The sequence below is a fragment of the Ciceribacter sp. T2.26MG-112.2 genome (assembly GCF_900492205.1).
Classification (GTDB): domain Bacteria; phylum Pseudomonadota; class Alphaproteobacteria; order Rhizobiales; family Rhizobiaceae; genus Allorhizobium; species Allorhizobium naphthalenivorans_A.
The window spans coordinates 58121-70182 of sequence record NZ_UEYQ01000014.1 but is presented as its reverse complement, the minus strand read 5'-3'; the positions used below and the strand labels follow the sequence as shown (position 1 = coordinate 70182).

Below are 12062 nucleotides of genomic sequence, written 5' to 3'. Positions count from 1 at the left end.
GAGAAGGAAGTTTCGGCAGTGGGGCACTGAGCGATCAGCCAAGGGACGACGCGTTGAAAAGCCGTCCGTTGCGCCAAGGCACAGGCTCACCGGACCACGCATTCGGTCTCGCCTGCGGCCGGGATCAAGGCCTCGGATCAGACGAACATCATCAGGACGACATAGCCGACCGTGATCATGATCAGTCCGACGATCAACATCGGCAAAAGGGAGCTGCCGCCGTCGATCGTCTCGGCCGCCAGCGTCTTCGGAGTGTCTTTCTCGGGGGTCTCGGCCATGGTTGTTCTCCTTTTGTCAGGGCAGGTTTTTTGGGGCGGCCGGCGTGGTGTCTCCCACTGCCGAAACGGTCTCGGCCTTCCGGCGATAGGGCCTGCGCGGCCGTGGCGGCGCATCGGGCAGAAAGGCGGCGAAGGCGGCGGGCTCCAGAGCGATGTCGGCGAGCGTGTAGCGGTCCAGCGCCGACAGGAAAGCCCCGATCGCATCGCCCAGCATGCCCGAAAGCCTGCATGTGCGGGTCAGGACACACTGGTTGCCGGTGGCGAAACATTCGACGACGGCAAAATCCGGTTCGGTCAGCCGGACGACGTCGCCGATGCGGATCGTCTCGGCGGGCCGGGCGAGCAGCAGCCCTCCCGACCGGCCGCGCAGCGCCTTGAGGAAGCCGCCGCGTGTCAGCGTGCTGGCGACCTTGTTGAGATGGGTCTTCGATACACCGAAGGCGCGCGAGGCCGCTTCGATGGTAAACGACGTCTCGCTGCTCGATGCGGCGAACATCAGCATGCGCAGGGCATAGTCGGAAAAGCTCGTCAGGCGCATGGCAGGGCTCCGCGCTCCGTCGTCACGTCTGCACCACAACCTGCCGCGATCACAGTGCGTCCTCGCCGATCGGCTGGATGTGTATCGCGTTCTCGCCGCGGTGAAAGGCGATCGCCAGGCGGAAGCTGTGGGCGATGCGAAGCGCACGGTTGATGAACAATTGCGCGACCTCGGGCGGACAAAGCCGCCGCACGGTGGCGCGAAACAGGGTGAGCCAGCGGCGGAAATGGCGCTCGTCGAGACCCTCTATCGCCAGATGCGGCGGCAGCGGCCGGCCGTCATAGCGCGATGTGCGCAGAAGGGTTGCTGACCAGAAGTCGCACATCTTGTCGAGATGCGCCGGCCATTCGTCGGCGGCGATCTCCGCCGCGAAGACGGGTCCGAGCAGGTCGTCGCGGCGGATCTCGTCATAAAAGCCATGGACCACGGCGCGAACCATTTGCTCGTCCAGCATGTCCGGCAAGGGAATGCCGTCTATGAGGATGGTCCTGTCGATACGGCTTTCTTCGATCACGCCTGCCGGTTCCTTGTCTCTCACCATGGGATCAAACCTGGTCGTTAAAACATAGAGTGTCAATCTATCTTTTATTTCGTACGTCCAACCCATCGCGGGGCTGCCGCTGTCGGCGATCAGGAGGTGTCGCAAACGGAACGGAATCTGGCCTCGCTAAAAGGGGACTCTGGTCCTCTGCCCGCTTATATGCTTGGCTCAGCGAAGAATTGCCGGATCATTGCCAGACTGGGGTCGAACATGCGCGCACAGCCGAAAGCCAGCCATTTCATCGACGGTGAATATGTCGAGGATACCGAAGGTGCCGTCATCGAGAGCCTTTATCCGGCGACAGGCGAGGTGATCGCCAAGCTGCATGCGGCGACGCCGTCAATTGTCGAGAAGGCCATCGCTTCGGCCAAACGGGCACAGAAGGAATGGTCGAAGTTTAGCCCGATGGCCCGCGGCCGGATCCTCAAGCGCGCCGCGGAGATCATGCGGGAGCGTAACCGCGCGCTTTCGGAACTTGAAACGCTCGACACCGGCAAGCCGATCCAGGAGACGATCGTCGCCGACCCGACCTCGGGCGCCGACGCCTTCGAATTCTTCGGCGGCATCGCGCCGACCGCGCTCAACGGCAGCCAGATTCCTCTGGGTGGCGACTGGGCCTATACCAAGCGCGTGCCGCTCGGCGTCGTGGTCGGCATCGGTGCGTGGAACTATCCGCAGCAGATCGCCTGCTGGAAGGGCGCGCCGGCCCTTGCCGCCGGCAATGCCATGGTATTCAAGCCGTCGGAAGTCACCCCACTCGGGGCGCTGAAGATCGCCGAGATCCTGATCGAGGCGGGGCTGCCCAAGGGCGTGTTCAACGTCATCCAGGGCGACCGCGACTCCGGGCCGCTGCTGGTTTCCCATCCCGACGTCGCCAAGGTCTCGCTGACCGGCTCGGTGCCGACGGGGCGCAAGGTGGCCGGCGGCGCCGCCGCGCAATTGAAGCATGTCACCATGGAACTCGGTGGCAAGTCGCCCCTGATCATCTTCGACGACGCCGATGTCGAAAGCGCGATCTCCGGCGCCATGCTCGCCAATTTCTATTCCACCGGCCAGGTCTGCTCGAACGGCACGCGCGTCTTCGTGCACAAGGGCATCAAGAACAAGTTCCTCGCTCGGCTGAAAGAGCGCACCGAGGCGATCCTGATCGGCGACCCGCAGGACGAGGCAACCCAGATGGGACCGCTCGTCTCCTGGGCACAGCGCGAGAAGGTTCTCGGCTACATCGCCAAGGGCAAGGCCGAGGGCGCCACCCTCGTCACTGGCGGCGGCATTCCCAACAATGTCTCGGGCGAGGGTTACTTTGTCCAGCCGACGGTGTTTGCCGACGTGACGGACGACATGACCATCGCCCGCGAAGAAATCTTCGGCCCGGTGATGTGCGTGCTCGACTTCGACGACGAGGCGGACGTGATCGCGCGGGCGAACGCCAGTGAATTCGGCCTGGCCGGCGGCGTGTTCACCGCCGACATCACCCGCGCCCACCGCGTGGTCGACGAACTGGAAGCCGGGACGCTGTGGATCAACACCTACAATCTCTGCCCGGTCGAAATCCCCTTCGGCGGCTCGAAGCAATCCGGCTTCGGACGGGAAAATTCGGCGGCGGCGCTGGAGCACTATACCGAGCTGAAAACGGTCTATGTCGGCATGGGCAAGTGCGAGGCGCCGTATTGATTTCCCTCTTCTCCCCCTCGGGGAGAAGAGGTCCGAAGGGCAGATGAGGGGGCCGCTTGCGAGGCTTCGCCTCCCCCTCATCCGGCTGCCGCCACCTTCTCCCCGCTGGGGAGAAGAGGGACGACGACCGGCGCCGTATTGAGATCCTTCTCCCCCTCGGTGGGGGAGAAAGCAAAATCAACAGTTTAGCGCAGCTAAATGTTAGATTTTGCAAGTGAGGGGGTACCTCTCACCTGCGACTTCTAGCACTTAGCTGAAGCTGAGATGCTGAAATCGCTTCCTCTCCCACAAGGGGAGAGGCGGCGCAGGGGGCTAGGACATGCAGCAGGCAGACTACATCATCATCGGCTCCGGCTCCGCCGGATCGGCCATGGCCTATCGCCTGTCGGAGGACGGCAAGCACACGGTGCTGGTGCTGGAATATGGCGGATCGGATGTCGGGCCGTTCATCCAGATGCCGGCGGCGCTGGCCTGGCCGATGAGCATGAAGCGCTACAACTGGGGTTACCTCTCCGAGCCCGAGCCGAACCTCAACAACCGGCGCATCACCGCGCCGCGTGGCAAGGTGATCGGCGGATCGTCGTCGATCAACGGGCTCGTTTATGTGCGGGGACATGCCGAGGACTACAACCGCTGGGAAGAGCTCGGCGCGCGCGGCTGGGCCTATGCGGACGTTCTCCCTTATTTCAAGCGGATGGAGACCTCGAGCGGCGGCGAAGCCGGATGGCGCGGCACCGACGGGCCTCTGCATGTGCGGCGCGGGCCGGTCAACAATCCCCTCTTCCATGCCTTCATCAAGGCCGGCGAACAGGCCGGCTTCGAACTGACCGAGGACTATAACGGCTCCAAGCAGGAGGGCTTCGGCCTGATGGAGCAGACGATCTACAAGGGGCAGCGCTGGTCGGCGGCGAATGCCTATCTGAAACCCGCGCTGAAGCGGCCGAACGTCTCGCTCACCCGCTGCTTTGCCCGCCGCGTCATCATCGAAAACGGCCGCGCCGTCGGCGTGGAGATCGAGCGCAATGGCAAGGTCGAGGTGGTGCGCGCCAATCGCGAGGTGATCGTCTCGGCCTCGTCGTTCAATTCGCCGAAACTGCTGATGCTGTCGGGCATCGGGCCGGCGGCGCATCTGAAGGAGATGGGGATCGAGGTCGTCGCCGACCGTCCCGGCGTCGGCGCCAATCTGCAGGACCACATGGAATTCTATTTCCAGCAGGTCTCGACCAAACCGGTGTCGCTCTATTCCTGGCTGCCGTGGTTCTGGCAGGGGGTGGCGGGCGCGCAATGGCTGCTGTCCAAGGGCGGGCTCGGCGCCTCCAACCAGTTCGAGGCCTGCGCCTTCCTGCGCTCCGCGCCGGGCCTCAAGCAGCCGGACATCCAGTATCACTTCCTGCCGGTCGCCATCTCCTATGACGGCAAGGCGGCGGCCAAGAGCCACGGATTCCAGGTGCATGTCGGCTACAACCTGTCGAAGTCGCGCGGCAGCGTGACTTTGCGCTCGCCCGACCCGATGGCCGATCCGGTGATCCGCTTCAACTATATGAGCCATCCGGAAGATTGGGAGAAGTTCCGCCACTGCGTGCGGCTGACCCGCGAGATCTTTGGCCAGCAGGCCTTCGATACGTTCCGTGGTCCGGAAATCCAGCCGGGCGAGCATGTGCGAACGGACGAGCAGATCGACGCCTTCCTGCGCGAACATCTGGAAAGCGCCTACCACCCCTGCGGCACGAACAAGATGGGTCGCGCCGACGACCCCATGGCCGTGGTCGACCCGGAATGCCGGGTGATCGGGGTCGAGGGGCTCAGGGTGGCCGACAGCTCGATCTTCCCGCACGTGACCTACGGCAACCTCAATGGCCCGTCGATCATGACGGGCGAGAAGGCCGCCGACCATATCCTCGGCAAACAGCCCTTGCCCCGCTCCAACCAGGAGCCTTGGGTCAATCCGCGTTGGGAGACCAGCGACCGGTAAGGATCAGTGGTAGTCATCCTCGCGCTGGTGGCGGACCGCGAGGATGGTGACCGTCTCGGCATCCTCGATTTCATAGAGAACAACGTAACCAGAATTTCCGAAAGGAACCAGCAACTCGCGGGTCATGATCGTCTCGTCATCGACCACGACTTTTCGTCCGATGAACGGAAAATCCTCCAATACCGAAAGCGCCTTGGAAACGGCATCGTAGGCCCTATCCGCCAGACGCGGGTCCGTTTCGGTCAAATGGTCGTAATACCGCTCGATGTCGATGAAGAAAGGTTCGGCGAACAGGAGCTTGCGGCTCATCCGGCTTTCGCGGCTTTCGCCTTCGCCTTCTCAAGCTTCTCTCGCATCATCCCGAGGACATCTTCCTTCGTGTAATAGATGCCCGTCTTCTTTCCATGCTCCCGGGCCGCCAGTCCCCTGGCGATAAATTCGGCCTGGGTCTTGCGGGAATGGATTTGCGCCTTCACGGCATTCTCAACGAAGGCGGAAAGGCTTTCGCCCTCCTCGAGCACGCTTTCGGCGGCGGCCCGCAATTCGGGATCGACGCGGAGAGAGGGAAGCGTTGCGGTCTTCATGGAAACCTCCTGCGTTGCAAATGCGATGCATCGTACCGCCGCGTATGGACGTGGTCAACTTCGCCGCGGACGTTGCTTTGAAACCGACCCAGACTCCTCCATCTGGCGTGCCAATCAGCGTCGGTTCCGTCGCCTCAGAGCTGATAGGGCATTCGCATTCCCGGATTATCAGGCGGAAAGTCCTTGCTGTTGCGCGTGATCAGGATCGCCCCGCGACTGTCGGCGCTCGCCCAGATGATCGCATCTGGCAATTTGATGCGGTGCGTGCGTCGCAGTTTGACCGCCCTCTCCGCCACCGCCTCGTCAAGCTGGATCACCTCGAAACCCGACAGAAACGACCTTGTCGCCTCGGCGAGCAGCGCCGGCGCGTCGACCATGACTTCCATCCAGGTGACGATGCTGATCGCCCTCTCCTCATAGAGGCCGAGCTCTTCCTTCGCCTGCGGGATGCCGTTCAGATAGTCGACCAGGATATTGGTATCGAACAGCGCCGCTACCATTCTTCCCGCAGTGCCTTCTGGTAGGCCAAGCCATCGACACCCGCCTCGCCCCAAAGGCCGAAGGCCGCCTGCTCCTCCGGCCGCTGCTTCTTGGCCAAGAGATCGCCGACCGCTTCGCGGATCAGGGAGGCGCGGGACACGCGTTGGCGCCGCGCGATCCGGTCCAGCGCGGTCAGGGCCTTCTCATCGATGTCCACGAGCGTACGCATGGCGAAACGTCCTGTCTGATATCACACCATGATATACACCCGATGCGACACGATTTAAAGCCCGCCGCCCGCCGTCACGGGAATCGAATCCGCACCTTCACTGCCCGAACAGCTTCCACCGTGTCGGGCGAAAGCGGATGTCGGCGCCGACGGCGACGGGGGCGTCGAGGGGCACTTCGATCTCGAGATGGTAGGGCTCGTGGCCGTTGTTGGCGACGTCGATTTCGGCGATGCGCGTACCCGCGAGGCGGCGGCAGGCGGTGACCTTGCCGTAGAGCGAGTGGCTGTCGGTGGTGACGACGACGTCCTGCGGGCGGAAAAACAGCTCGCCCGGCCCCTCGCCGTTCTCGGTAGTACCGATCGGCTCGCCCTGGAACAGCACCGTCTTGTCGCGGACCGTCACGGGCACATGCGAGGACTCGCCGATGAAGGAGAAGACGAAGGGCGAATTGGGCGTGTCGTAGACATCGTCGGCGGTACCGACCTGTTCGACCTTGCCCTGGCTCATGACGACGACACGGTCGGCAAGCTCGAGCGCCTCTTCCTGGTCGTGGGTGACGAAGAAGGTGGTGTGGCCGGTGCGGTCGTGGAATTCCTTCAACCAGCGGCGCAGTTCCTTGCGCACCTTGGCATCGAGCGCGCCGAAGGGCTCGTCGAGCAGCAGCACGGTCGGCTCGATAGCCATGGCCCGGGCGAGCGCCACGCGCTGGCGCTGGCCGCCCGAGAGCTGCGCCGGATAGCGCTTCTCGAGGCCCGACAGATGCACCATGTCGAGCAGGTCGGAGACACGTTTGCGGATTTCATGGGCGGGCGGGCGGTTGGCCTTGGGGCGCACTTTCAGGCCGAAAGCAATGTTTTCGGCAACCGTCATGTGGCGGAACAGCGCATAGTGCTGGAAGACGAAACCGATATGCCGTTCCTGCACGCTCTTTTCCGAGGCATCCTCCTCGCCGAAGAAGATCTTGCCGGCGGTCGGCTGTTCGAGACCGGCGATCAGGCGCAAAAGCGTCGTCTTGCCGGAGCCCGAGGGGCCGAGCAGCGCGATCAGTTCGCCGGAGCGGATATCAAGCGACAGGTCGTAGAGTGCCGGAAACTGGCCGAACTCCTTGCGGATATTGGTGATCGTGACATCCATCGGAGGACCTTTCAGTGTTTGCGGCTGCCGGCGATCGCGTGGCCGTAGCGAAGTTCCAGAACGGTCTTCAGCGCCAGCGTCACGAGGGCAAGGAGAGCAAGGAGCGTCGAGACGGCAAAGGCCGCGACGAAGTTGTATTCGTTGTAGAGGACCTCGACATGCAGCGGCATGGTTTCGGTGAGCCCCCGCACATGGCCGGACACCACCGAGACGGCGCCGAACTCGCCCATGGCGCGGGCGTTGCAGAGCAGGACGCCATAGAGCAGGCCCCATTTGATGTTGGGCAGCGTCACGTACCAGAAGGTCTGCCAGCCGCTGGCGCCGAGCGACAGCGCCGCCTCCTCGTCGCCGGTCCCCTGCTCCTGCATCAGCGGGATCAGTTCGCGCGCAACGAAGGGGAAGGTGACGAAGACGGTGGCGAGCACGATGCCCGGCACGGCAAACAGGATCTCGATGCCGTAGCTCTTGAGGAACGGCCCAAGCACGCTCTGCGAGCCGAACAGCAGCACATAGACCAGACCGGAGATGACCGGCGAGATCGAGAACGGCAGGTCGATCAGGGTGATCAGGAAGGTCTTGCCCTTGAATTCAAACTTGGCGATCGCCCAGGCGGCGGCCACGCCGAAGACCAGGTTGAGCGGCACGGCGATCGCCGCGACCGTCAGGGTCAACTGGATCGCCGAGAGCGTATCCGGATCGCCGAGTGCCTCGAAGAATGCGGGAACGCCCTCGCGGAAGGCTTCGATGAAGACCAGGACGAGCGGCAGCAGCAGGACAAACGCCATGAAGGCGAGCGCCACTGCCATCAGCGACAGCCGCGCGAGCGGGCTTTCGGTCGAGGCGTCGCGGAAACGGGGCTTGGCCATGGAGGCGGATTTAGCGGACATTGGCGTATCTCCTCCGGCTCCACATCTGCAGAAGGTTGATGAACAGCAGCATGGCGAACGAGATCAGCAGCATGATGCAGGCGATCGCGGTGGCGCCGGCATAGTTGAACTCTTCCAGCCGGATGACGATCAGCAGCGGCGCGATCTCCGAGACGTAAGGGATGTTGCCGGCGATGAAGATGACCGAGCCGTATTCGCCGACGCCGCGGGCAAAGGCGAGCGCGAAGCCAGTGAGAATGGCGGGCGTCAGCGCCGGAAGGACGACCATGCGCAGCGTCTGGAACCGGGTGGCGCCGAGCGTGGCCGAGGCCTCCTCGACCTCGCGGTCGAGCTCTTCCATCACCGGCTGGACCGTGCGCACGACAAAGGGCAGGCCGACGAAGACGAGCGCCACGACAATGCCGACCGGGGTAAAGGCGATCTTGATGCCGAGCGGCGCAAGCAGCGAGCCGACCCAACCGTTCGGCGCATAGAGGGCGGCGAGCGAGATGCCGGCGACGGCGGTCGGCAGGGCGAAGGGCAGATCGACCACGGCATCGAGCAGGCGGCGCCCAGGAAAGTCGTAGCGCACCAGCACCCAGGCGACGATGACACCGAACACGGCATTGATGGCGCCGGCTGCCAGCGCCGAGCCGAAGCTTACCTTCAGGGCAAGCATGGTGCGCTCGTCGGCGGCGATGGCAAAGAACTCCGCCCAGCCAAGCGAGGCGGAGCGCCAGACCAGACCCACCAGCGGGATGAGGATGATCACCGTCAGGTAGAAGATCGTGTAGCCGAGCGTCAGACCGAAGCCCGGCAGGATGCTCGGCTGGCGCCAGTTCTTCATCATCTGTCCCGTCGTCATTGCCTTGGGCCCACCCGCATAATGCCTTGAATACCGCCTGCCACAAGCCCCGGACTATCACTGAGGTCGGGGGCTTCATCGACCGATCGACGATCGATTACCGAGCCGGCCTGTAGATCTGGTCGAAAATGCCGCCATCGGCGAAGTGGGCGGGCTGCACCTTGGCCCAGCCGCCGAAAATCGGATCGTCGATCGTGACGAGATCAACCTTAGCGAATTTGGCCAGGTCTTCCGCCGCCACCAGTTCGGGTCTGGACGGACGGTAGAAGTGCTTCACCGCGATCTTCTGGCCTTCCTCGGAATAGAGATATTGCAGATAGGCCTCGGCGACCTTGCGGGTTCCCTTGGCATCGACATTGCCGTCGACCACGGCAACCGGCGGTTCGGCGAGGATCGACTGCGGCGGGGCGACGATCTCGACGGCGCTGTCGCCGAACTGCTCCAGCGCAAGATAGGCTTCATTCTCCCAAGACAGCAGCAAGTCGCCGATCTGGCGCTGGGCAAAGGTCGTCAAGGCGCCCCGTGCACCGGTATCGAGCACGGGCGCGCGCTTGAACAGTTCGGCGATGTACTCGCGGATTTTGGCCTCATCGCCACCATATTGCTTGTGGGCCCAGGCCCAGGCGGCCAGATAATTCCACCGGGCACCGCCGGAGGTTTTCGGGTTGGGGGTGACGATCTGCACGTCGCCCTTCACCAGGTCGCCCCAATCGTGGATGCCCTTGGGGTTGCCCTTGCGCACCAGGAAGACGATGGTCGAGGTAAAGGGCGAAGAGTTGTTATCCAGACGGCCGCGCCAGTCCCTGGCGATCTTTCCGGTCTTTTCAGCAATGGCGTCGATGTCGCCTTCGAGCGCCAGGGTCACTACGTCGGCGTCGAGGCCGTCGATCACGGAACGGGCCTGCTTGCCGGAACCGCCGTGGGACTGACGGATGGCCACGTCCTCGCCGGTCTCGGCCTGCCAGTGCTTGGCGAAGGCTGCATTGTACTCCTTGTAGAGTTCCCGGGTGGGGTCATAGGAGACATTCAACAGGCGGGTGTCGGCATGAGCCGAGACGACGAGACCTGTGGACAGCGACAGCCCGACAAGGAACCTGCCCAACTGTTTCGTGAAGCTGTTCATCGCAACCTGTCCTTTCCCCGTTTCCTCACGTTAAGACTACCGGTGAGGTCGTGTTAGTCAACGCGAGCGGAAAAATAGCAAAACAGTACCCTGAGCCGCAGGGCGAGGGAAAATGCGGGGCGGTGCCCGGCGCAAGAATGCAGGTAATTTCGTTCGCCAAACCGCGATGTCACAGAAAAGTCACGTTTGCGAAAACCACCGCCCACAGGTGCCGGAGCGAAACATTTCCGCTCCCGGCGGCAGATCTACACCGTTTCCTCGACGGCAATCCGAGCCGGATGCCCGTTGAGAGCATCGGCGATCGTCGTGGAGAACAGCACGGCGCGGGTCTCGTCGGCGACACGGGCAAAGACATGGCGGACCTCGCACTCGCTTTCGCCATTGCAGTCCTCGCAGCGGCGATAGGCCGTGAGCGACAGGCAGGGCAGCGGCGCGATCGGCCCGTCGATCAGCCGCAGCACTTCACCATAGGTGATCTCGGCTGCTTGCCTCAGCAAAAGATAGCCGCCCTGCTTGCCGCGGCGGCTGGTGACCAGGCCGTTGCGCTTCAGGTCCAGCAGGATCTGCTCGAGGAACTTCTTCGGGATGTTCTGCCGGTCGGCAATGTCGGAAATCTGCAAGGGCTCGCCGGCCTCGGCGCGCGCCAGGGCCGAAAGCGCTCGCAAGGCGTATTTGGCTTTTTGCGAAATCATCGAAGAACCGATTGCTGGCCGATGCGGTCGCCCGACCGCCTGTTTCGCAGCGTTTAGCCCAATTCGCATGGAAAAACAAACCGGCGCCGGCACGCCTGGCGACAGACGAGGAAGCGGGCGCCGCGGCGGCTTTTCTTCCGAAAGCGCCAGTGAGAGAGATATTTGCTCGCCCCTCCGGTTGTTTGGGAATGGCTGTTTCTCGTCCTGCCGGGATTTTGTTGCGATACTTTCACACAGCTCAGCTAGCAGGATCGACACATGACCTCCCAAGACCATGAGATGCGTGCGCAACGGCTCGATGCCGAACTGGCCGGCCTCGACCTTCCCGGTCGGCTGGCCCTCATCGCCGCGTTCGGCGGCCGCGCCGTGTTCACCACCAGCCTCGGCATCGAGGACCAGGTGATCACCGCCGCGATCGGCCTGGCGCGGCTGCCGGTCGAGATCTCGACGCTGGAAACCGGCCGGCTGTTCAAGGAAACCGCGGATCTGATCGGCGAAACCGAAGAGCGCTTCGACATTTCGATCAAGCGCTTCCATCCCGAACAGGACGACATCGACGCCTATGCGGCAAAATATGGCCTGAACGGCTTCTATGAGAGCGTCGAGGCGCGCCATGCCTGCTGTCACGTGCGCAAGCTGGTGCCGCTCGCCAAGGCGCTTTCGGGCGCCACGATCTGGATCACCGGCCTTCGGCGCGGCCAGTCGGGTAACCGTGCAGCCACCCCCTTTGCCGAATACGACGCCGAGCGCGATCTCATCAAGGTGAACCCGCTGGCCGACTGGTCGCTCGAAGACATCAATGCCTATGTCGAGACCGAGGCGGTGCCCACCAATCCCCTGCACAGGAAAGGCTATCCCTCGATCGGCTGCGAGCCGTGCACAAGGGCCATCAAGCCCGGCGAGCCAGAGCGCGCCGGCCGCTGGTGGTGGGAGAATGACGAGAAACGCGAATGCGGCCTGCACGTGCCGGAAGCGGCAGCGACGCTGCTGGAACCCACGCCGGCCTGATTTTAGCGGCCTTTGCCCCTCACCCTGACCCTCTCCCCGTGAACGGGGAGAGGGGACGGAGACGGCGCAGCAAGTCC

At 63.4% G+C, this 12062-nt stretch carries 15 protein-coding genes; 3 read left to right on the top strand and 12 right to left on the bottom strand.

All coding sequences use genetic code 11. The features are described 5' to 3' along the window. Positions 1-137 precede the first annotated feature (137 nt). From DYZ14_RS17460 to DYZ14_RS17450, 3 genes are read right to left on the bottom strand one after another with little or no spacing between them, the layout of a single operon-like run. Positions 138-278 carry a hypothetical protein gene (locus tag DYZ14_RS17460; RefSeq protein ID WP_154721872.1) on the bottom strand — a complete coding sequence of 47 codons (141 nt, stop codon included), beginning with the start codon at positions 276-278 and terminating at the stop codon, positions 138-140. A 16-nt stretch (positions 279-294) separates the two neighbouring features. Beyond that, positions 295-816, bottom strand: a complete 522-nt coding sequence (locus DYZ14_RS17455; protein WP_154721871.1) for an RrF2 family transcriptional regulator — start codon at positions 814-816, stop codon at positions 295-297. A 49-nt stretch (positions 817-865) separates the two neighbouring features. Next, positions 866-1357: a group III truncated hemoglobin gene (locus tag DYZ14_RS17450; RefSeq protein ID WP_232365573.1), complete on the bottom strand. Its 492-nt coding sequence runs from the start codon at positions 1355-1357 to the stop codon at positions 866-868. A gap of 210 nt (positions 1358-1567) precedes the next feature. Between DYZ14_RS17450 and betB the strand changes: the two genes are divergently transcribed. After that, positions 1568-3031 (top strand): betaine-aldehyde dehydrogenase, encoded by a 1464-nt coding sequence (gene betB / locus DYZ14_RS17445; RefSeq protein WP_154721870.1) that lies wholly within the window; start codon positions 1568-1570, stop codon positions 3029-3031. A gap of 319 nt (positions 3032-3350) precedes the next feature. Next, complete coding sequence (betA, locus tag DYZ14_RS17440) at positions 3351-5003, top strand: choline dehydrogenase (RefSeq protein ID WP_154721869.1); 1653 nt, start codon at positions 3351-3353, stop codon at positions 5001-5003. A 3-nt stretch (positions 5004-5006) separates the two neighbouring features. On the opposite strand, the gene DYZ14_RS17435 is transcribed toward betA, so the two are convergent. The 9 genes from DYZ14_RS17435 to DYZ14_RS17395 form a co-directional block, all read right to left on the bottom strand. Next, positions 5007-5312, bottom strand: coding sequence for a type II toxin-antitoxin system RelE/ParE family toxin (locus tag DYZ14_RS17435; protein WP_154721868.1), 306 nt, complete (start codon positions 5310-5312; stop codon positions 5007-5009). Then, on the bottom strand, positions 5309-5587 hold the full coding sequence (locus DYZ14_RS17430; protein ID WP_154721867.1) for a YlcI/YnfO family protein: 279 nt from the start codon (positions 5585-5587) through the stop codon (positions 5309-5311). Before DYZ14_RS17430 ends, DYZ14_RS17435 begins: the two co-directional genes overlap by 4 nt. 134 nt (positions 5588-5721) lie before the next feature. Continuing rightward, on the bottom strand, positions 5722-6087 hold the full coding sequence (locus DYZ14_RS17425; RefSeq protein ID WP_154721866.1) for a type II toxin-antitoxin system VapC family toxin: 366 nt from the start codon (positions 6085-6087) through the stop codon (positions 5722-5724). Beyond that, complete coding sequence (locus DYZ14_RS17420; RefSeq protein WP_154721865.1) at positions 6081-6296, bottom strand: ribbon-helix-helix domain-containing protein; 216 nt, start codon at positions 6294-6296, stop codon at positions 6081-6083. The genes DYZ14_RS17425 and DYZ14_RS17420 overlap by 7 nt, the downstream gene beginning before the upstream one ends. A gap of 97 nt (positions 6297-6393) precedes the next feature. Then, positions 6394-7431, bottom strand: coding sequence for a sulfate/molybdate ABC transporter ATP-binding protein (locus DYZ14_RS17415; protein ID WP_154721864.1), 1038 nt, complete (start codon positions 7429-7431; stop codon positions 6394-6396). Positions 7432-7442: 11 nt separating this feature from the next. Next, positions 7443-8318, bottom strand: coding sequence for a sulfate ABC transporter permease subunit CysW (gene cysW, locus DYZ14_RS17410; RefSeq protein ID WP_154721863.1), 876 nt, complete (start codon positions 8316-8318; stop codon positions 7443-7445). Next, entirely contained in the window at positions 8308-9162 is an 855-nt protein-coding gene (gene cysT, locus DYZ14_RS17405; RefSeq protein WP_154721862.1) for a sulfate ABC transporter permease subunit CysT, read from the bottom strand. The genes cysW and cysT overlap by 11 nt, the downstream gene beginning before the upstream one ends. A gap of 97 nt (positions 9163-9259) precedes the next feature. Further along, positions 9260-10285 carry a sulfate ABC transporter substrate-binding protein gene (locus DYZ14_RS17400; RefSeq protein WP_154721861.1) on the bottom strand — a complete coding sequence of 342 codons (1026 nt, stop codon included), beginning with the start codon at positions 10283-10285 and terminating at the stop codon, positions 9260-9262. Between the two features lie 245 nt (positions 10286-10530). Continuing rightward, on the bottom strand, positions 10531-10977 hold the full coding sequence (locus DYZ14_RS17395) for an RrF2 family transcriptional regulator (RefSeq protein WP_154721860.1): 447 nt from the start codon (positions 10975-10977) through the stop codon (positions 10531-10533). A gap of 258 nt (positions 10978-11235) precedes the next feature. Between DYZ14_RS17395 and DYZ14_RS17390 the strand changes: the two genes are divergently transcribed. After that, positions 11236-11985, top strand: a complete 750-nt coding sequence (locus DYZ14_RS17390; RefSeq protein WP_154721859.1) for a phosphoadenylyl-sulfate reductase — start codon at positions 11236-11238, stop codon at positions 11983-11985. The last annotated feature ends 77 nt before the right edge of the window (positions 11986-12062 follow it).

Coding starts and splice junctions, on each gene's coding strand:
- DYZ14_RS17430 (WP_154721867.1), bottom strand. CDS start 5,587: ATGAAGACCGCAACGCTTCCCTCTCTCCGCGTCGATCCCGAATTGCGG.
- DYZ14_RS17395 (WP_154721860.1), bottom strand. CDS start 10,977: ATGATTTCGCAAAAAGCCAAATACGCCTTGCGAGCGCTTTCGGCCCTG.
- DYZ14_RS17450 (WP_232365573.1), bottom strand. CDS start 1,357: ATGGTGAGAGACAAGGAACCGGCAGGCGTGATCGAAGAAAGCCGTATC.
- cysT (WP_154721862.1), bottom strand. CDS start 9,162: ATGACGACGGGACAGATGATGAAGAACTGGCGCCAGCCGAGCATCCTG.
- DYZ14_RS17420 (WP_154721865.1), bottom strand. CDS start 6,296: ATGCGTACGCTCGTGGACATCGATGAGAAGGCCCTGACCGCGCTGGAC.
- DYZ14_RS17425 (WP_154721866.1), bottom strand. CDS start 6,087: ATGGTAGCGGCGCTGTTCGATACCAATATCCTGGTCGACTATCTGAAC.
- DYZ14_RS17390 (WP_154721859.1), top strand. CDS start 11,236: ATGACCTCCCAAGACCATGAGATGCGTGCGCAACGGCTCGATGCCGAA.
- DYZ14_RS17400 (WP_154721861.1), bottom strand. CDS start 10,285: ATGAACAGCTTCACGAAACAGTTGGGCAGGTTCCTTGTCGGGCTGTCG.
- betA (WP_154721869.1), top strand. CDS start 3,351: ATGCAGCAGGCAGACTACATCATCATCGGCTCCGGCTCCGCCGGATCG.
- DYZ14_RS17435 (WP_154721868.1), bottom strand. CDS start 5,312: ATGAGCCGCAAGCTCCTGTTCGCCGAACCTTTCTTCATCGACATCGAG.
- betB (WP_154721870.1), top strand. CDS start 1,568: ATGCGCGCACAGCCGAAAGCCAGCCATTTCATCGACGGTGAATATGTC.
- DYZ14_RS17455 (WP_154721871.1), bottom strand. CDS start 816: ATGCGCCTGACGAGCTTTTCCGACTATGCCCTGCGCATGCTGATGTTC.
- DYZ14_RS17460 (WP_154721872.1), bottom strand. CDS start 278: ATGGCCGAGACCCCCGAGAAAGACACTCCGAAGACGCTGGCGGCCGAG.
- DYZ14_RS17415 (WP_154721864.1), bottom strand. CDS start 7,431: ATGGATGTCACGATCACCAATATCCGCAAGGAGTTCGGCCAGTTTCCG.
- cysW (WP_154721863.1), bottom strand. CDS start 8,318: ATGTCCGCTAAATCCGCCTCCATGGCCAAGCCCCGTTTCCGCGACGCC.